The sequence below is a fragment of the Nonomuraea fuscirosea genome (genome assembly GCF_003001935.1).
In the GTDB taxonomy this organism is placed as follows: Bacteria; Actinomycetota; Actinomycetes; order Streptosporangiales; family Streptosporangiaceae; genus Nonomuraea; species Nonomuraea fuscirosea.
In genome coordinates this window covers 1-18,675 of record NZ_PVNG01000034.1, presented here as the reverse complement: position 1 = coordinate 18,675, position 18,675 = coordinate 1, and the positions used below count along the sequence as shown (strand labels likewise).

Here is an 18,675-nt window from a genome sequence, read left to right as displayed (position 1 = left end):
CGTCAGGCGTCAGGCGTCGAACATCGGCCATCAGGCGTCGAGCATCAGCCATCGGGTCAAGCATCAGCGGCGGCGTTCCCGCTTGCCCTGGCACTGCACGCAGCGCGCGGCCTCAGGACGGGCCTCCAGGCGCCCCTCCGGCACCTGCCGGGCGCAGTCGACACATCTGCCGTACACCCCCTCCTCCACGCGCTTGATGGCCTCGACGACCGCCTGCCGCTGCGCCGTGGCCACGGTCAGCATGGCTTGCGCGCGGTCGTTGTCGGTCAGGTCGGAGCCGGCGTCCGCCGCGGAGTATTCGCGTACGGCGACGGGGTCGCCCCGCAGGACCCCAATCGAGCGGTCCAGCTCCACGAGCATGTCTTCCAGCCGCTCACGAGCGGTCGTGACGTCCACGAATCCGCACCTCCGGGTGAATGAGGGCAGCCCGCGGCAAGGACTCCCCGGATGTCCCGCCCGGTGCAATTAGGGGGCATTTTGGCGGTGACACCGAGTAAACGGATGCATCGCTTTCCTCACCGAATGCCCACTTAAAGCGCCTCTTACACCTTTAGAAAAGCGCGGTTTCCTCCTCCTCAGGTAGAGGTTTGATGAGGTCGGGGCCATTGTTCCGGACGTTGTTCACATCCGTGGAGACCGCGTACGCGGTGAGCCGCCCCGTTTCGGCCGGCACCAGCAGCCCGGCGGCCTGGGAGGTGTCGGTGAGCTTGGGGTCGAGCCACTCCGACCAGCGCTCACGCTCGATCATCATGGGCATCCTGTCGTGGATGCGGCCGAGCTGGTCCTCCGCGTCCGTGGTGATGACGGTGCAGGTGACCAGCCACTTGAGCGGGTCGTCGTCCTCGCGCGAGGGGTCCTTCCAGAACTCGTACAGACCCGCCATAGCCAGCACCCCGCCGTCGGCGGGATGGATGAAGTACGGCTGCTTCTTCTTCTTTTCTCCCTCGACGGGCATCCACTCGAAGTAGCCGTCCGCCGGCAGCAGGCACCTGCGCTTGGCGAACGCCTGCCGGAACGACGGTTTCTCCGCCAGCGTCTCGGCCCTGGCGTTGATCAACCGCGAGCCGATCGACGGGTCCTTGGCCCAGACCGGCACCAGCCCCCACTTCACCACCCGGAGCTGCCGCACCGCCCGCTCGGCCTCCTTGGGCACACGGCTCAGGACGGCGTAGACGTTCTTGGTCGGGGCGACGTTGTAGTCGGCGCCGAGCTCCTTGTCGGGCTCGGCGTCCTGCTCGACCTCGAACTCCTCAAGCAACTCGTGCTTCTTACGCGCCGACGCGTATCTACCGCACATGACCCCACACTGCCACGTCCAGCTTTCGATCGCATGTTTGGGCACGCCCCACCCGGTACGACGGAACGATGCCCACCTGGCGTATCGGACGACGTTCCGCCCTGCGTATTTGGACGACACCCTGCCCTGCGTATTTGGACGACATCCTGCCCTGCGCGCCGGACCGGGTCCCACCAGGCATACCGGACAACGCCCCTCCCGGTGCACCCAGGCGACGTCCCTCCCGGCGTACCGGACAACGCCCCACCCGGCATATCGGACGGCGTCCTACCAGGCGCGCCGAGCGACGTCCCTCCCGACGTACCGGACAACGTCACACCAGCCGCGCCGGCCCGGGGCACCCCGAGCACCCCGAGCACCCCGAGCACCCCGAGCACCCCGAGCACCCCGAGCACCCCGAGCACCCCGAGCACCGGAAGATGGTCCATTGACCCACCAGACGGCGCCCATCCGCCCTCTACCAACCGGCGGTCCACAGGCCGCAACAGCGCGGCAGTCGTTATCCACAGGCTGTGACCCCCGCACCGCCACGGCCAGTACTCTTTCACCATGCCCGCTCCGCACTGGCCCGCACCGGTGGCGGCCACTCCGGTCACCGCCACCGTCCCGCTGCCCGGCTCCAAGTCGGTGACCAACCGCGCGCTCCTCCTCGCGGCGCTCGCCGACGGCCCGGGGATCGTGCGCCAGGCGCTGCGCAGCCGCGACGCGGACCTCATGGCGTCGGCGCTGCGCTCGTTGGGCACGACGCTGACCCCGACCAGGGAGAGCGCGGCGGGGGTCGACTGGCACGTAACCCCCGGCCCGATCCGCGGCGGCGCCCACGTCGACGTCGGCCTCGCGGGCACGGTCATGCGCTTCGTCCCGCCGATGGCCGCGCTCGCCGACGGCCCCATCTCGTTCGACGGCGACCCGCATGCCCGCAAGCGCCCGATGGGCCCCATCCTCGACGCCCTGCGCGCGCTCGGAGCACGCATCGACAACGACGCCCTGCCGTTCACGATCAGCGGCCCGTTGACGGGCGGCGAGGTCGTCCTCGACGCGTCCGGCTCGTCGCAGTTCGTCTCGGGCCTGCTGCTGACGGCGGCCCGGTTCGAGAAGGGCGTCGAGATCCGCCATGTGGGCCCACCGGTCCCCTCCCAGCCTCACATCGAGATGACGATCGAGATGCTCAGAGCGGCCGGCGTGGCGGTCGACGACAGCGAGCCCGACGTGTGGCGGGTGGCGCCCGGCCCGATCGCGGCCAGAGACATGACGGTGGAGCCCGACCTGTCCAACGCGGCCCCGTTCCTGGCGGCGGCCCTGGTCACGAGCGGCACGGTGACGATCCCCGGCTGGCCCCTCACCACCACGCAAGCAGGCGACGCCCTCCGCGACCTCCTCACCCAGATGGGCGCCGAGGTAACCCGCGCCACCCCCACCCCGAGCCCGGAACCCACCGGCTCTTCCGACACGCCGACCCCGAAGATCACCCGCTCCACCGACACGCCGACCCCGGAGACCACCCCCTCCACCGGCACTCCAGACCCAAAGGTCACCCGCTTCACCGACACGCCGAGCCCGGAGGCCACCCGCTCCGCTGACTCGCCGTCCGCCATCGCGACCGGTCCGAGCCCGTCTTCTCCCGCCTCCCCCCATTCCTCCGCCGGTTCCAACACGGGTACGACTGCGGCCACCGGCTCCGGCGTCACCGACCTGGTGGTCAGGGGGACGGGCGTGATCACGGGCATCGACGCCGACCTGCACGAGGTGGGCGAGCTGACCCCGACGATCGCCGCCCTCGCCGCACTGGCGAGCACGCCCAGCCGCATCCGGGGCGTCGGTCACCTGCGCGGCCACGAGACCGACCGGCTGGCCGCGCTGGCCACGGAGATCAACCGACTCGGCGGCGACGCGGAGGAGACCGAGGACGGCCTGATCATCCGCCCCCGCCCCCTGCACGGCGGCACTTTCCACAGCTACGACGATCACCGCATGGCCACGGCCGGAGCGGTGATCGGCCTGGCCGTGCCCGGCGTCGAGGTGGAGAACATCGCGACCACCGCCAAGACCCTGCCGGAATTCGTCCAGATGTGGACGGCGATGCTGGACGCCCGATGAGTACCGCCTGCCCACGCCCGACCAGGGCCGACACCCGCCGGCCCACGAGCGCTGGTTTCACCCCGTACACGCCGGGCACAGCGGAAGAGGGCGGCGGCGCGTGAGACGGCGCTGCCCGCATGACGATGAAGAAACACACCAGCACGACACGGCCAGCACCGGCTCCGCGACTCGGCGATGTTCTGGGCGGGGAGAGCCCATCGAGAACTCTCTTCGCGGGCGCATGCCTGCGGAGCAGTCCGTGCCCAGCGCACCAGCCGAGCCTCCCCGTACACCACTATCGCCACCAGCGGGGGCATCACCCCCGCACCACCCATCACCCCCGGCGAACCATCGCTCCGCACCGCGACAGCGGCGACTCACTCTGCACCGCAACCGGCAGGGAGAGCGCACACCGCATCACGATCACCACCACCACCGCGGACTCGCCCCGCCCACCAACCAGCACCACCAAGGCAGGCTTTGCCCCGCCCACCAACCAGCACCACCAAGGCCGGTTCGCCGGGCCTACAGCCCAGCTCCACCACGGCCGGCTTGCCCCGCCTACAGGCCAGCGCCACCAACATGGACTGGCTCCGCCGCACAATCCATCACCACCACTGGCAAGGCTTGCCGCACCGGAGATCATCATCATCAGTGGCGTTGGCTTCATCCCGGCACCACCACTGATCACCACATAGACCGACTAATCACCACACAGAACGGCCAATCTCCCCATAGACCGGGCATAAGTCGACCACCGCCACCACTGAGTCGGTCATGACAGAGTCGGTCATCACGGGCCAACCAGCACCGAACCGGCCAGCACACTGAGAGGAAGCGAGCGCATGGGAGCAGACCGCTGAGCAAGCGGGAATACGACGAGGACGACGTACGGGTCAGGCCGGGCAAGGGCTCCAGGCCCCGGACCCGGATTCGTCCTGCGCACGAGGATGCCGTCGAGGGGTTCGTGGTGGCCGTCGACCGGGGCCGCTACACGACGCTGATCGAGCCGGAACGCCCGAAGGGCTCGGCCCAGAAGCGCAAGCCGCCCCAGCGCCGGCTCGTGGTCGCCATGAAGGCCCGCGAGCTCGGCCGTAAGGGCATCGTCGTGGGTGACAGGGTGGCGCTGGTAGGAGACGTCTCCGGGCGCCCCGACACCCTGGCCCGGGTAGTGAGGGTGGAGCCGCGCACGTCCATGCTGCGCCGCTCGGCCGACGACACCGAGGACACCGACGGCATCGAGCGCCCGGTCGTGGCCAACGCCGACCAGCTCGTCATCGTGACCGCCCTGGCCGACCCGCCGCCCAGGCCCCGGATGATCGACCGGATCCTGGTGGCCGCGTTCGACGCCGAAATCGACACCCTGCTCTGTCTCACCAAGTCCGACCTCGCTCCGCCCGACGAACTGGTGGCGCTGTACGAGCCGCTGGGCGTGGCACATGTGGTGGTGCACAAGGGCGGCTCGCTCGACGAGCTGCGCGACCACCTGACCGGGCACATCAGCGTTCTGGTCGGCCATTCGGGAGTCGGCAAGTCGACCCTGGTCAACGCCCTGGTCCCCGACGCGAACCGGGCCGTCTCCCAGGTCAACGCGGTCACCGGCCGCGGCCGCCACACGTCCACCTCGGCTGTGGCGCTGGAGCTGCCGGAAGGCGGATGGATCATCGACACCCCCGGCGTACGCAGCTTCGGCCTGGCCCACGTTTCGGTGGAGACGGTGCTGGCGGCGTTCCCCGACCTGAACGAGGGCACGGTCAACTGCCCGAAGGGCTGCACCCACCTGGGCGACGGCTGCGCACTGGACACACTGGTAGCGGAAGGCAAGGCCGACCCCACCCGCCTCAGGTCCCTACGCCGCCTCCTGTCCAGCCGCGACGGCACCCCGGACGACTCACCCACAACCCGCCGCGAGGCTGTATCAGACGAGATCTCCTGACCCTCCTCACGGACCGATCCGCCCCGAAGCGCCACGTGGTCATCCGCATAGCCCTACAGCCCGCTGACGCCGCCCGGCGAGACCTTCAGACGGGCCAGACAGCATGATGCGGTAGCGGCCGCAACCCCGCCACGCGCCACCCCGGTCCGGGGCGGATCCCCTGCCATCGCCACGTCCGCCCCGCAATCGGACGCCCGAGGATCGGCAGTCCGAAGCCGGCGGCTCGACGGTCGGTGATCGACGGCGATGATCGCGACGGTCGGTGGTCTCACGATCGAAGACTCCACAGTCGGCTGCCCATGATCGAGCCAGTGCTCCACGCTCGCACCAACTACCCCGCGATCGGATACCCCTCAGCCGGACACACACGCGAGCGATCCGGTACGCCACCGGCAGACACACAAAGCAGTCGATCCGCACCGGCCCACGAACCACGACAGGCGATCGGGGAGCACCGCTCGCAGACAACGCAGGCCCGCCAGACCGCGCCCACAGACGCGCAAAGCACTCGATCAGCACTGCCCGCAACCAGTGGGACGATCAAGTCACGCCTCCCCCAAACCGCGCAACGCGGTCAGGCCGCACCGCCGGCAGACCACGCAAGACGACCAGATCGCGCCGCCCACAGACGACGCAAGACGACCAAATCGCGCCACCCACAGACGACGCAAGACGACCAAATCGCGCCACCCACAGACGACGCAAGACGACCAAATCGCGCCACCCACAGACCACAGTGAGGCATTCAGGTCACGCCGCCCGACACCACCCAACGCGACCAACCCGCACCACCACCACCCACAAACCACGCGAGACGATCACGTAGCACCGCTCACACACCATGCAACGCGATCAGGTCGTCCCACCAGCAGCCGACCAGGTCACGCCGTCGGCGGACGGTTCGGGCGCAGGGTCCAGGTGACCGTCAGGTCCGCGACCAAGACCCCGTCCTCGTTCGTCAGCGACACCGCCACGTCGAACTCCGGCCGCTCCCCCGCATCCAACCTGCCCACAACCTCGTCCCGTTCCGCGAGCAGCCGGGCCTCGGCCCGGATTTCACCCGTGGCCACCTTCCGGTACGCGATGGTGGCCGTGGTGGGCAGTGGTGTGGCCCGGTTCAGCTGGTCGCCGAACAGGGACAGCACGGCGGCCCCGGACGCGGACTCGGCGAGGGTGAAGAGCACCCCGGCGTGCGGTCCACCCACGTGGTTACGCAGGTCCTCGCGGTCAGGAACGCGGCAAATCGCCCCACCTTCTCCCACCGAATCGAAAACCAGCCCCAAAGTGCGGGCAAAGGGGACCGTCTGCAGCAGGAGATCACCGATATCTGACGACATGCTGGACATGCTACTGGCCAGTAACTGGAAGGGGAGTTACCAGAAAAGGGGCGTCTGCGACTGATGCTCTGTATATCCGACACGGTAGCGTGGGCGATCGTGCAGGGTTACTCGGATGATCTTCGACTCGCTCACGTCATGGCGGACGCCGCCGATGACCTGACCATGCGACGGTTCAAGGCGGTCGACCTCAAGGTCGAGACCAAGCCGGACCTGACGCCGGTCAGCGACGCCGACCGCGCGGTGGAGGAGGCCATCCGGGGCACGCTGCGCCGCGCCCGGCCGCGTGACGCGGTCGTGGGCGAGGAGTTCGGCAAGACCGGATGGGGCGCCAGGTCATGGATCATCGACCCCATCGACGGGACCAAGAACTACGTCCGCGGCGTGCCCGTCTGGGCGACGCTGATCGCGCTCATGGAGTACGGCAAGGTCGTCGTCGGCCTGGTGTCGGCCCCCGCCCTCGGCCGGCGTTGGTGGGCGGCGGCCGAGGGCGGCGCGTGGACCGGCAAGAGCCTGACCAAGGCCACCCGCATGCGGGTCTCGTCCGTGTCGGACCTGGAGAACGCCTCGTTCTCGTACTCGAGCTTCGGCGGCTGGGAGAAGACCGGCAAGCTCGACAATTTCCTCGACCTGAGCCGCTCATGCTGGCGTACGCGGGCCTACGGCGACTTCTGGTCGCACATGATGGTCGCGGAGGGCTCGGTCGACCTGTCGGCCGAACCCGAGCTCTCCCCCTGGGACATGGCGGCTCTCACGGTCATCGTCGAGGAGGCCGGCGGCATCTGGACCGACGTCGCCGGCGTGAAGGGCCTGGAGGGCGGCAGCCTCGTCTGCACGAACGGCAGCCTGCACACCGAGGTCATCGACCGCCTCAACGGCACCATCGTCAAAAGCTAGCCACACGGGGGTGGAGTCGGTCACCCGTGCAGTACGTGACATGCGCTCAGCCGACGACCCACCACCGTGGCGGAACGCGGCCCGTGGTCAGTCACCGACCGACGGCCGCGCCCCCTCCGCGGTGGAACGACGGCCGGCCCGGGCCCGGATCTCCTTCGTGGCGGCGTTCAGCCGGCCCTCGTCCTTGATCGTCATGTTCCCCTCGTACGTCACCCCCTCCGGCGGATTCTCGTGCCCCACGGGATCGGCGTCCCAGATGTTCCCCCGAAAGACCACGTTCTCCAGCGGCGGCGCGACGTGCAGCACGGCCGTGTTGTCGGCCCGTACGACGACGTTCTCCTCCAGCGTCACCCAGCTGGCCCCGTAGTCGGCGTACAGCCCGAAGTTGTACGGCGTCCGCGTGTCCTCGATGACGTTCCCGAGCACCACGGCTCCCCCGGCCGCCGACTCCCCCTGCGGCCCGGACAGGTAGACGCCCCCGCCGTCGGCCAGCACCTCCATGGTGCTCACGGTCAGGTTGCGCAGGATCCGCGTCCCCTCGCCCGGCCCGGCCACGATCCCGCAGTGCGGCACCTTCGTGATCTCGTTGTGCTCGATGACACAACCGCGGGTCCCGGTGACGGCGATCCCCGGCGACCCGCTGTACTCCAGCCCCACCTCCCGCACCAGATTGCCCACGATCGCGGTCCCCCGGCTGCCGCTCACCACGACGCCTCCCGCGGACAGCGTGTCGAACGAACAGCCGCGCACCGTGAGCCCGTCACCTCCCGTGACCCCCAGCCCCGAGGCCCCGAGGCGGGTGAACCGGCAGCCCTCGATCCGCACGTCAGCGGTGTCCTCGAACGTCACACAGGCAGGGATCGTGACGGAAGCCGAAGGATACGTAACGGAAGCGCCCTCTCCGAGGTGTGCCGTCTCGACGCCGCCGCCCTCGTAAAAGCCGCTGCCGTGGTAGTGCGGGAAGCCCTCGGGCCGGCCCGGCCGCAACCATGTGGCGTCGGCGAACACCAGCCCCTCGAACGCCACCCCGCGCGCCCCCGCCACGCTCATCAGCGTCTCCAGGGCCGGCGCCACCACCCGCGTGCGCCCCGGATCCTCACCGGGAAGGGGCAGGTACAGCAGCACGTGCGCGCCCGGCCGCGACCGGTCGAGCACGAAGGTGCCCGGCTCGCGCAGGAAGGCGGGGTCGTTCTCGATCCGCGTGGGCAGGCCGGGCCCGGCGGAGGTGACGCCCTCCCAGGTGGAGTTGTACAGCTCGGCCGCCAGGCCGAAACCGGGCTGGGCCATGGTGATCACCGTCGAGTCCCCGTCGGCCGACGCCTCGGCCATGTTCAGGCGCGCCTCCGTCCAGGGGTAGACGCCCCGGTAGACGAACTCGGCGCCGCGCCAGGCGCGCGGCTCCGCGCTGTCGGTGACGTAGCCGGTCCCGGTCGCCACCGCCTCCCCGGGCAGACCGGGGACGGAGGCGCGCGGGACCCTGCGGCCGTCCGCGTAGAGCTGGCGGGTGTCCAAGTCGCCGACCTCCGCCCGCCAGACGCCGCCGCTCACCTGCCAGCCGGTGATGACCCGGCCGCCGCTGACGACGGCCTCCTCCTGCTCGGGCGTGCCGTATCCGTACGCACGATAGACGGTCCCGGAATCGGCCCCGGTGAGCTCGAACGGCCGGGCGAGCACGTGCGTCCCGCCTCTGAGGAGCACCACGGCCTCCCCACCCACCTGTCTGGCCGCGGCCCTGGCGCGTTCGAGCGTGGCGAACGGGCGCTCGGCGGAGCCGGGCCAGGAGTCGTCGCCCGCCGGCGCGACGTGGAAATGGAACAAGACAGCCACCCTTCCGTGTTTATGCCGTACACGAAGTAGTACACCATAAACTGAGACGGTGCCAATGACACGGGATCCGGACGACGGCGTCGAGCTGCTGTGGCGGGAGAAGGAGCACGAGCCCCGGCGCGGGCTGACCACGGGCCGGATCGTGCGCGCCGCGGTCGAGCTGGCCGACGCGGAAGGGCTGGAGGGCCTGTCCATGCGCAAGGTCGCCGACCGGCTCGGTTTCACCACCATGTCGCTCTACCGCCACGTACCCGGCCGTGAGCAGCTCATCGAGCTGATGCTCGACGAGGTGATGGGCGAGCATCCGCGGCCTCAGGAAGGGGAGGCCGGCTGGCGCACCCGGCTGGAGGCGGTCGCCAGGCAGGCCTGGGAGCTGCGCCGGCGACACCCCTGGATGGCCGAGGTACGCGGCACCCGCCACCTGCCGGGTCCCAACGGCGTCGCGCACTACGACCACATGCTCGCCGCTTTGGCCGGCACGTCGCTCAGGCCGCCGGAGGTGATCGCGGCGATCGCCCTGATCGGCCGCTTCGTGGACGCCGAGGCCCTGGTCCTGGTCGAGACCCAGCGTGAGGAGCGCCGCAGCGGCGTGTCCGAGCAGGAGTGGTGGGGCGCCCGCGAGTCCCTGTACGAGCGCCTCGACCGCTACCCCACCCTCACGCACCTGTGGGAGAACGGCGGCTGGGACCATCCGGAGGACTCCTTCGAGTTCGGCCTGGCCCGCGTCCTGGACGGCATCGAAGCCCTCGTGCACCAGCGTGACGAAACGCGTTACGAAATCTGCCAGGAATGCGGCACTCCACTGGAGCCCGCCCCCTCGGGCCGCCCCCGCGTCTACTGCTCGCGAGCCTGCCGCCAGCGCGCGTACCGCAACAGAAAAGGCTCCTGACCGCTCACAGCGCCAGCACCCGCCGCACCGCGTTCATCAAGCTCTCCCGATACCCGCCCCCGTACAGCACCACATGCACGAGCAGCGGATGCAGCTGATGCAGCGGCACCCGCTCCCGCCACCCCTCCGCCGGCGGCCACTCCTCGCGGTAGGCCCCCAGCATCCGATCCAGGTAGGGCAGCCCGAACAGGTCGAGCATGGCCAGGTCGGTCTCCCGGTGCCCGCCGTGCGCCGCGGGATCGATCAGCACCCCGCCCCCGCCCGACCACAGCACGTTCCCGCTCCACAGGTCACCGTGGATCCGGGCGGGCCCCTCCGCGGGCCCCGAGACCTCGGCCAGGCGGTCCACAACCCGCTCGACCAGCGCCACGTCCGCCGCGGGCAGCCGGGCCAGCCGCAGGAACGGCAGTACCCGCCGCTCCCCGTAGAAGGACGGCCAGTCAGAGGCGGGCGAATTGTCCATCGGCAGCTCGGCGATGAACCCCGGCCACGGCGCCCCGAAGCTCTCCGCCCCGGCACGATGCAACCGTGCCAGCGCCCGCCCGAACCGCTCGGCGGCCCCGGCGGACGGCGGCTCCTGGCGTACCCAGGACAGCACGAGCCGGTCGGGACCCACCTCGATCACCTCGGGCACGGCGATGGCCTCGCCCAGCCAGCGCAGCCCGGCGGCCTCCGCCGCGAAGACCTCGGACGCGGTCCCGTTCTTGGCGAACACCTCGCGCCCGTCGTCCAGCACGCCACGCCGGAGCCGCCACCCGTGCGACGCCCCGAGATCATCGGTGATCCGCATCAGCCGAGCTCCTCCGCGATGTGCTCGGCCACCCCCTCCGAGGCGTCCCGCACCAGCAAGAGCACCTCCTCGAACCCCTCACTGCCCCCGTAGTACGGATCCGGCACCTCGGCCCCCTCCTCCGCCGCCGGATCGAACGAGCGGAACAACCGCACCTCCACCCCGGCCGGAGCCAGCTTGCGCAGATTGGACAGGTTGTCCCGGTCCATCGCCAGAACGAGGTCGTACCGGTCGAACCAGTCCTTGGTGAACTGCCGGGCCCGGTGCGCCGACCCGTCGTAGCCGTTCCTGGTGAGGATCTCCAGAGCGCGCTCGTCCATGGGATCACCGGCGTGCCACCCGCCGGTCCCCGCGCTCTCGACGGTCACAAGCCCGCCCAGACCGCGGTTCTCGAGCGTCCGCCGCAGCACGACCTCGGCCATCGGCGAACGGCAGATGTTCCCCATGCACACCACGCATACGCGATAAGTCATAGCTCCCATCATGAGGGTGACCTGGTGCGTTCACCGAACGTTCACCCTCGTTGGGGGGTCTGAGTCACCTTCGCTGCATAGCTTTCGAGGCGACTAAGGACCAAGTGGGAGGACCCAACCGTGAAGTATGCAGGCCGGCTCGCCGCCGTCGCCGTCGTCGGCGCGCTCTCGCTCGCTGCGTGCGGCACAGACAACAATGCGGGAGCCGCGGGCACCAGCTCCGCCAGCGCGCCCGCCGCCGCGGGCAACGACAACGCTCTGAGCGGCTCGATCAACGCCGCGGGCTCCTCGGCCCAGGCCAACGCGATCACCGAGTGGACGAAGAACTTCACGGCCGCCAACCCCGGTGTCACCCTCAACTACCAGCCCAGCGGCTCGGGCGCGGGCGTGCAGGCGTTCATCCAGGGTACGGTCGCCTTCGCCGGCTCCGACTCGGCGCTGAAGGACGACGAGCCCGCGCAGGCCGACGCCCGGTGCAAGACCGGCAAGGCGATCAACATCCCCATGGTGACCGGCCCCGTCGCGGTCGTCTACAACCTGCCCGGCGTCGAAGGGCTGCAGCTGTCGCCCAAGACGCTCGGCGGCATCTTCAACAGCACGATCACCAAGTGGGACGACGCCGCCATCAAGGCCGACAACCCCGACGCGAAGCTGCCCGCCACCCCGATCCAGGCCTTCCACCGCTCGGACGAGTCGGGCACCAGCGACAACTTCACCAAGTTCCTCAAGGCCACCGCCGAGTGGCCGCACGAGCCGGCGAAGGCGTGGCCGGCCGAGGCCAAGGGCCAGGGCGCCAAGGGCTCCGACGGCATCGCCTCCTCGGTCAAGGACACCGAGGGCGCGATCAGCTACGTCGAGCTCTCCTACGCCGAGAACTCCTCGCTGCAGAAGGCGAAGGTGGCCAACGGCGCCGGCGAGTTCGTCGAGCTCACCCCGGAGAGCGCGGCCAAGACGGTCGAGTCCGCCGAGATCAAGGGCACCGGCAACGACCTCGCCCTGTCGATCGACTACGCCACCAAGACCGCGGGCGCCTACCCGATCGTCCTGGTGACGTACGAGATCACCTGCGAGAAGGGCCTGCCCGCCGAGGAGCAGCAGATCGTCAAGAGCTTCCTCACCTACACCGCCAGCGACGAGGGCCAGGCAGCGCTCAAGGAGCTGGGCTACGCCCCGCTCGCGGGCACACTGCTGACGAAGGTCCGGACCGCCGTCGAGGCGATCTCCTGACCACCCATGGCGACCAACGTACGCACCCGTGACGGCGGGCCGGCCACGAGCCGGTCCGCCTCGCGGCGCAGCCACGGTGAAGGCCTGTTCCGCTTCCTGGCCACGGGAGCGGGCGTCGTCCTGCTGGCGATCATGGCGGCCATCGCCGTGTTCCTCATCGGCGAGGCGATCCCGGCCCTGCGGGCCAACCAGGCGAACTTCTTCACGGAGCTCACCTGGGACCCCAACGGGCAACAGGTCTTCGGCATCGCCGCCCTGGCCTTCGGCACCGTGCTCAGCTCCGCGCTCGCGCTCGTCATCGCCACCCCGATCGCCGTCGGCGTGGCCCTGTTCATCTCGCACTACGCGCCGCGCAAACTGGCCGCGCCGCTCGGCTACCTGATCGACCTGCTCGCCGCCGTGCCCAGCGTCGTGTACGGACTGTGGGGCCTCGCGTTCCTGGTCCCGCTGATCAGGACGCCGTCGCAGTGGCTCAACGAGCACCTCGGCTGGTTCCCGCTGTTCGCCGGCGAAGGCGCCATCGGCGGCAAGACCATGGTCGCCGGATCGATCGTGCTGGCCATCATGATCCTGCCGATCATCGCCGCCATCTCCCGCGAGGTGTTCCTCCAAGCTCCCAAGATGAACGAGGAGGCGGCGCTCGCCCTCGGCGCCACCCGCTGGGAGATGATCAGGATGGCCGTGCTGCCGTTCGGCCGGCCGGGCGTCATCAGCGCCGCCATGCTCGGCCTCGGCCGCGCCATGGGCGAGACCATCGCGGTCGCGCTGATCTTCCCCGCCACGTTCGACATCACCTTCGAGATCCTCACCCCGCACGCCAACAGCATCGCCGCGAACATCGCCAACGGTTTCGGCGAGGCCACCCAGATCGGCCGGGGCGCGCTGATCGCCTCCGGCCTGGTGCTGTTCGTCATCACCCTGCTGGTCAACATGGGCGCGCGGCTGATCATCAACCGCCGCAAGGAGTACGCGAGGGCCGGCGCATGACCGCGATCCAACACATCTCCACCAGCCGCCGGATCAAGGACCGGGTCGTCCAGGGCCTGGTCTATCTGGCGTTCGCACTCGCCGTGGTGCCGCTCGTCTCGGTGCTCTGGCTGGTGATCTCCAATGGAATGTCCCGGTTCGACGTGGAGTTCCTCACCCACTCCATGAACGGCATCGGCGCCAGGGACGTCGGCGGCGGCGCCTACCACGCCATCGTCGGCACCCTCGAACAGGTCCTGCTCGCCTCGGTCATCTCGGTGCCGATCGGCCTGTTCACCGCCATCTACCTGGTCGAATACGGCAACAACGGCCGGCTCAGCCGAGCCATCAGCTTCTTCGTGGACGTCATGACCGGCGTCCCCTCCGTCGTCGCCGGCCTGTTCGTGCTGGCGTTCTGGATCCTGTTCCTCGGCTTCTCCTACTCCGGCTGGGCGGGCGCGCTCGCGCTGTCGATCCTGATGATGCCGACCGTGGTCAGGTCGGCCGAGGAGATGCTCCGGCTGGTGCCGGTCGACCTGCGCGAGGCCTCGTACGCGCTGGGCGTGCCCAAGTGGCGCACCATCCTGCGGGTGGTGCTGCCGACCGCGTTCACCGGCATCGTCACCGGCGTCATGCTGGCCGTGGCCCGCGTCGCGGGCGAGACGGCGCCGCTGCTGATGACGGTGTTCTTCACCAACTCCATCAACAACGACCCGTTCACCGGGCCGCAGATGGGCCTGCCGCTGTTCGTCTTCGACCAGGCGGCCCGCCCCAACGACACCGCCGTCGACCGGGCGTGGACCGGCGCCCTCACACTCATCCTGATCGTCATGCTGCTCAACCTGGTGGCGCGCCTGATCGCCTGGTGGCGCTCGCCCGCCAGGGGCCGATAGGGGGTTATCAGCACAATGTCCAAGCAGATCCAGGTCTCGGGTCTCGACGCGTACTACGGCTCGCACAAGGCGATCGAGGACGTGTCCATGACCATCGAACCCCGCTCGATCACCGCGTTCATCGGCCCGTCCGGATGCGGCAAGTCGACGTTCCTGCGCACGCTCAACCGCATGCACGAGGTGATCCCCGGCGCCCGCGTGGACGGCAAGGTGCTGCTCGACGGCGAGGACCTGTACGCCGGCACCGTCGAGCCCGTCTCCGTCCGCCGGATGATCGGCATGGTCTTCCAGCGCCCCAACCCGTTCCCGACGATGTCCATCTACGAGAACGTGGCCGCGGGCCTGCGCCTCAACGGCCGCGTCAGCAAGGCACAGACGGACGCCATCGTCGAGGAGTCGCTCAAGGGCGCCAACCTCTGGAACGAGGTCAAGGACCGCCTCAACAAGCCCGGCGCCGGCCTGTCCGGCGGACAGCAGCAGCGGCTCTGCATCGCCCGCGCCATCGCGGTCAAACCGCAGGTCCTGCTGATGGACGAGCCGTGCTCGGCCCTCGACCCCATCTCCACCCTGGCCATCGAGGACCTGATGGCCAAGCTCAAGGACGAGTTCACCATCGTCATCGTCACCCACAACATGCAGCAGGCGGCCCGCGTCAGCGACAGGACCGCGTTCTTCAACCTGGCCGAGCAGGGCAAACCCGGCAAGGTCATCGAGATGGACGAGACCTCCCGCATGTTCACCAACCCCTCGGAGAAGGCCACGGAGGACTACATCACGGGGCGCTTCGGCTGATGACCCGACAGCAGGCGGCATCCACGATGAACGGGGACACGAGGACCAAGCCCGTGCTGCTCATCGCCGACCCGGACAACTCGGTCGTGGAAGACGTGGCCACGGCTCTCGAACTGGAGGGCGTGGCCGTCACAGGGGCGCCCGACGGCGCACAAGGGCTGCTGCAGGCTGGAGCCCTCAGCCCGGACGTGGTACTCGTCTCGGCCATGCTGCCGGTCATCGACGCGGTCGAGTTCGTCCGCGCGGTACGGCTGGCGCGCGCCGTACCGGTGCTGCTCGGCGTCGGCGAGGGGCACGCCGAGCAGGCACTGCGCGCCCTCGCCGCCGGGGCGGCCGCCTGCGTCGCCAGGCCCTACCGGGCGCCGGAACTGCTGCCGTTCATCCAGGCCGCCTCCCCCGAGTCACGCAAGGTCCTGGCCGTCGGCGGGGTCGAGCTGGACATCCAGGCCTACCAGGTACGCGTGGCCGGGCGCGCCGTACACCTGCCGCTGCGCGAATTCGAGCTGCTCCAGTACCTGATGCGCAACGCCGACCGCACGGTCACCCGCGAACAGATCATGCGCCACGTCTGGCACGCCGCCGCCAACACCTCGACGAACACCATCGCCGTGCACGTCAAACGCCTGCGCGCACGCCTGGGCGACGAGGACGACCAGCTCATCCAGACCGTACGCGGCGTCGGCTACCGGCTGGTCACGCCGGGCAGTCACGGAAGTCACGCATGATCCGCTCCACCACGCCCTCGACCGTCGCTATGCCGGCCTCCACCTCGGGGCTGCCCTCGGTGAGCACGGCGAGCGCGTAGTCGCGCCCGTCGCCGTCCCTGATCAGCCCCACGCTGATCGTGGCCCAGCGCTTGGTGGAGACCCGCTTGAGCCAGCCGTTCTTCAACGCCGCCCGCTCCCCGTCGCAGGCGGCGGCGCTGACGCCCCAGTTCTGCCCGTCGACCACCTCGCCCATGAGCTTGCGCACGTGCGCGCGGTCACCCGCCCTGAGCGGGCTCTTACCGGACACCAGCGCCGTCATGAGCCTGACCTGGTCGTCGACGGACGTCCTGGTGATCCCCCAGCAGTAGAGATCGACGCACTGCCCCGGCACGCCCACCGTGTCCTTCAACCCGAGCCGCCTGCCCGCCCGGTTGAACCCCTCCGCCCCGCCGATCCGCGTCCACAACCGGTCCGCGGCGTGGTTGTCGCTGTAGCGGATCATCCTCTCCGCGTCCCGCTTCACCTCCGCCGGCAACCTCTTCCACGGGGTACGCAGCAGCAACGCCATGAGGATCTGTACCTTGGCCGTGCTGGCGGTGATCAGCCGTTCGCCGGCGTGATACCGGTACACCCGCCCGGTCGCCAGATCCTTCACCATGGCGCTGACCGGCCCCGGCCGTCCCCGCAGAAAGCGATCCAACCGCGCCGAGACCCGCTTGGCCGACACAGGCGACACGGCCTCCCTGCCGACACTCGCCACGACCGCATTGCCCTGACCGCCCGCATAAGCGTCGCCCAGGCCACCCACGCCAACCCTGCCCAGACCGCCCACGCCGATCTCGGCGAGGCTGCTGACGCCCAGCCCGGCGAGACCGCTCGCACCAAACCTGGCGAGACTTCCCGTACCCAACCTGGCGACCCCATTCCCGGCTGCCTTGCCTGGGCCCAGCTCTGACTTCTGTGCCGGACCCAGCTCGGATCCCGTCCCCGGACCCAGCTCGGATCCCGGTACCGCATGACGCGCCGCACCCGCCCTCTCGGGCCCCGACACCGCACCTCGCGTAGTTCTGGCCGCGCGAGGCATCGCTCTGGCCGTCTCGGACGCCGCACCAGGCGACGCTCCGGCTCTCTCGGGCGCCCCACCAGGCGGCGCTCCAACCTCGGCCACCGACCCTTGCGTGGCCCCAGCCCTGGGCACGGCGGCGACGCTGATCCCGGCCGGCTCCTGCGACCTGTTCCCCAGCGCCAGCGCCAGCGGCAGGACAAAGGCGAGCACGACGACCAGCCGCAGTACCGCCTTCGCCACAACCGTGACCACGTGATCATTATCACGACATCCACTGACACGCCGCTAGTGCGACGACAGCCCGTTCTCCCCAGCGAGCTGCCTCGGCCGAGGTCACCCCCACCCCTCGGAACAAATTCGTTGCACCGCGGGGCAGGCGCGATCACTGTGATGCCAAGCCGGCAATCGACGCCATGGACGGGCACCGGCTGGCTGTCGACGAGTTCGACACGCGGAGCTTCAACCTGCTCGTCGAGGTGAAGTCCCTCGACCTGGCGGCACGATCGCTCACCGAGTCCGGGCTGCCACTGCACGGTGTCCAGGAGAACCCCCTGATCGTCCAGGGCCTCATGCGAGCGCTGCGCGTCACCACGCTCGCACTGGAGTGGCCGGAGCAGCTCAAACCGGAACTCAACGCGTACCTCACGACACAGGGAGGGCTCGACCATCCGCTGTGATGGACAGGTGACGGCAGGATCACCGCCCGGCACTTCGCGGTGCTCAAAGCCAGGAAGGGGGTGCAAATCATCTGTTCGACGGGCCGGCGACCACATCCGACTGGTCGCAGCGAGACGCCGCGATGGCACGGAGGATCCTGGACGCGCACAGCGATCCGACGCTGATCCTCACGGGCAACCCGCATACCCAGACCTCAGTCACCGACTGGAACGCCGATGGGGGCGTACCTGGCGGCGGCGCGACCGGCGATGCGGAGCATCCAGATCGCCTACGGGACCGGAACCTTCTACAACTTCACGCCACGGCGCTCCGGCGGCCACATGGGAGGCCCAGGTCTCCGCAGCACCGAGAACGGCGAGTGATCGTGGGATTGCCCGTGTTCTCCGAAGCAACAGTGCCGCACCTGCTACGCGAGCGACACGACCACCAATCGGCCCCAGTTATCGGGCTCCGGGCTCCGGGCTCCGGGCTCCGGGCTCCGGGCTCCGGGCTCCGGGCTCCGGGCTCCGGGCTCCGGGCTCCGGGCTCCGGGCTCCGGGCTCCGGGCTCCGGGCTCCGGGCTCCGGGCTCCGACCAAGCTGCGTCATCGCCCGACTCTTCGTCAAGGTTCTGGCCGAGACCATGACCGGCCGACACAACGACCACACCGGCTATTGATCCCACAGCCATTGTCCGGAAATGCAAGAAGAGGGCCCCGACGCTGTGAAGCGTCGGAACCCTCTCCATGAAAGATTGTCCGGCGGTGACCTACTCTCCCACACCCTCCCGAGTGCAGTACCATCGGCGCAGAGAAGCTTAACTTCCGGGTTCGGAATGTAACC

18 protein-coding genes and 1 rRNA gene are annotated in these 18,675 nt (G+C 69.7%); 11 read left to right on the top strand and 8 right to left on the bottom strand.

The window, feature by feature from the left end:
- Window positions 1–63 precede the first annotated feature (63 nt).
- Together B0I32_RS50900 and B0I32_RS50895 are read right to left on the bottom strand one after the other, a co-directional pair.
- Complete coding sequence (locus B0I32_RS50900) at window positions 64–396, bottom strand: TraR/DksA family transcriptional regulator (RefSeq protein ID WP_106252150.1); 333 nt, start codon at window positions 394–396, stop codon at window positions 64–66.
- A gap of 154 nt (window positions 397–550) precedes the next feature.
- A complete protein-coding gene (locus tag B0I32_RS50895) occupies window positions 551–1,297 on the bottom strand; it encodes an SOS response-associated peptidase (protein WP_106252149.1) in 747 nt (248 codons plus the stop codon).
- 549 nt (window positions 1,298–1,846) lie between these two features.
- On the opposite strand from B0I32_RS50895, the gene B0I32_RS50885 reads away from it, so the two are divergent.
- On the top strand, window positions 1,847–3,394 hold the full coding sequence (locus B0I32_RS50885) for a 3-phosphoshikimate 1-carboxyvinyltransferase (protein WP_106252145.1): 1,548 nt from the start codon (window positions 1,847–1,849) through the stop codon (window positions 3,392–3,394).
- Window positions 3,395–4,235: 841 nt separating this feature from the next.
- Window positions 4,236–5,312 (top strand): ribosome small subunit-dependent GTPase A, encoded by a 1,077-nt coding sequence (gene rsgA / locus B0I32_RS50880; RefSeq protein ID WP_106252143.1) that lies wholly within the window; start codon window positions 4,236–4,238, stop codon window positions 5,310–5,312.
- Between the two features lie 881 nt (window positions 5,313–6,193).
- Here rsgA and B0I32_RS50875 read toward each other — a convergent pair.
- Complete coding sequence (locus B0I32_RS50875) at window positions 6,194–6,649, bottom strand: DUF4442 domain-containing protein (RefSeq protein ID WP_425438154.1); 456 nt, start codon at window positions 6,647–6,649, stop codon at window positions 6,194–6,196.
- Between the two features lie 99 nt (window positions 6,650–6,748).
- Here B0I32_RS50875 and hisN point away from each other — a divergent pair, with 99 nt between their 5' ends.
- A complete protein-coding gene (gene hisN / locus B0I32_RS50870; RefSeq protein WP_106252140.1) occupies window positions 6,749–7,546 on the top strand; it encodes a histidinol-phosphatase in 798 nt (265 codons plus the stop codon).
- Between the two features lie 87 nt (window positions 7,547–7,633).
- Here hisN and B0I32_RS50865 read toward each other — a convergent pair whose 3' ends face one another.
- Window positions 7,634–9,373, bottom strand: a complete 1,740-nt coding sequence (locus B0I32_RS50865; protein WP_219912440.1) for a right-handed parallel beta-helix repeat-containing protein — start codon at window positions 9,371–9,373, stop codon at window positions 7,634–7,636.
- A 55-nt stretch (window positions 9,374–9,428) separates the two neighbouring features.
- Between B0I32_RS50865 and B0I32_RS50860 the strand changes: the two genes are divergently transcribed.
- Window positions 9,429–10,262: a TetR/AcrR family transcriptional regulator gene (locus B0I32_RS50860; RefSeq protein ID WP_106252137.1), complete on the top strand. Its 834-nt coding sequence runs from the start codon at window positions 9,429–9,431 to the stop codon at window positions 10,260–10,262.
- Between the two features lie 4 nt (window positions 10,263–10,266).
- Here B0I32_RS50860 and B0I32_RS50855 read toward each other — a convergent pair whose 3' ends face one another.
- Window positions 10,267–11,052 (bottom strand): fructosamine kinase family protein, encoded by a 786-nt coding sequence (locus tag B0I32_RS50855; RefSeq protein ID WP_106252135.1) that lies wholly within the window; start codon window positions 11,050–11,052, stop codon window positions 10,267–10,269.
- On the bottom strand, window positions 11,052–11,525 hold the full coding sequence (locus B0I32_RS50850) for a low molecular weight protein-tyrosine-phosphatase (protein WP_106252133.1): 474 nt from the start codon (window positions 11,523–11,525) through the stop codon (window positions 11,052–11,054). The genes B0I32_RS50855 and B0I32_RS50850 overlap by 1 nt, the downstream gene beginning before the upstream one ends.
- 120 nt (window positions 11,526–11,645) lie before the next feature.
- Here B0I32_RS50850 and pstS point away from each other — a divergent pair, with 120 nt between their 5' ends.
- The 5 genes from pstS to B0I32_RS50825 are packed head-to-tail and all read left to right on the top strand — an operon-like array spanning window position 11,646 to window position 16,128.
- Complete coding sequence (pstS, locus tag B0I32_RS50845; protein ID WP_106252131.1) at window positions 11,646–12,752, top strand: phosphate ABC transporter substrate-binding protein PstS; 1,107 nt, start codon at window positions 11,646–11,648, stop codon at window positions 12,750–12,752.
- A gap of 6 nt (window positions 12,753–12,758) precedes the next feature.
- Window positions 12,759–13,739, top strand: coding sequence for a phosphate ABC transporter permease subunit PstC (gene pstC / locus B0I32_RS50840; protein ID WP_106252130.1), 981 nt, complete (start codon window positions 12,759–12,761; stop codon window positions 13,737–13,739).
- Window positions 13,736–14,611 (top strand): phosphate ABC transporter permease PstA, encoded by an 876-nt coding sequence (gene pstA / locus B0I32_RS50835; protein WP_106252128.1) that lies wholly within the window; start codon window positions 13,736–13,738, stop codon window positions 14,609–14,611. Before pstC ends, pstA begins: the two co-directional genes overlap by 4 nt.
- A gap of 15 nt (window positions 14,612–14,626) precedes the next feature.
- The gene (gene pstB, locus B0I32_RS50830) at window positions 14,627–15,403 is read left to right on the top strand and encodes a phosphate ABC transporter ATP-binding protein PstB (protein WP_106252127.1); all 777 of its coding nucleotides are present in this window, start codon (window positions 14,627–14,629) and stop codon (window positions 15,401–15,403) included.
- Window positions 15,403–16,128 carry a response regulator transcription factor gene (locus B0I32_RS50825; protein WP_106252125.1) on the top strand — a complete coding sequence of 242 codons (726 nt, stop codon included), beginning with the start codon at window positions 15,403–15,405 and terminating at the stop codon, window positions 16,126–16,128. The genes pstB and B0I32_RS50825 overlap by 1 nt, the downstream gene beginning before the upstream one ends.
- On the opposite strand, the gene B0I32_RS50820 is transcribed toward B0I32_RS50825, so the two are convergent.
- Window positions 16,097–16,768, bottom strand: a complete 672-nt coding sequence (locus B0I32_RS50820; RefSeq protein ID WP_106252123.1) for a serine hydrolase — start codon at window positions 16,766–16,768, stop codon at window positions 16,097–16,099. The two genes, B0I32_RS50825 and B0I32_RS50820, sit on opposite strands and share 32 nt — an antisense overlap.
- A gap of 821 nt (window positions 16,769–17,589) precedes the next feature.
- Between B0I32_RS50820 and B0I32_RS50815 the strand changes: the two genes are divergently transcribed.
- Both B0I32_RS50815 and B0I32_RS58445 read left to right on the top strand, forming a co-directional pair.
- On the top strand, window positions 17,590–17,853 hold the full coding sequence (locus B0I32_RS50815) for a hypothetical protein (RefSeq protein WP_106252121.1): 264 nt from the start codon (window positions 17,590–17,592) through the stop codon (window positions 17,851–17,853).
- Window positions 17,854–18,069: 216 nt separating this feature from the next.
- Entirely contained in the window at window positions 18,070–18,216 is a 147-nt protein-coding gene (locus tag B0I32_RS58445) for a hypothetical protein (protein WP_181308699.1), read from the top strand.
- A 372-nt stretch (window positions 18,217–18,588) separates the two neighbouring features.
- Here the strand turns inward: B0I32_RS58445 and rrf are convergent.
- Window positions 18,589–18,675 (bottom strand): 5S ribosomal RNA (rrf, locus tag B0I32_RS50805); the annotation flags it as partial.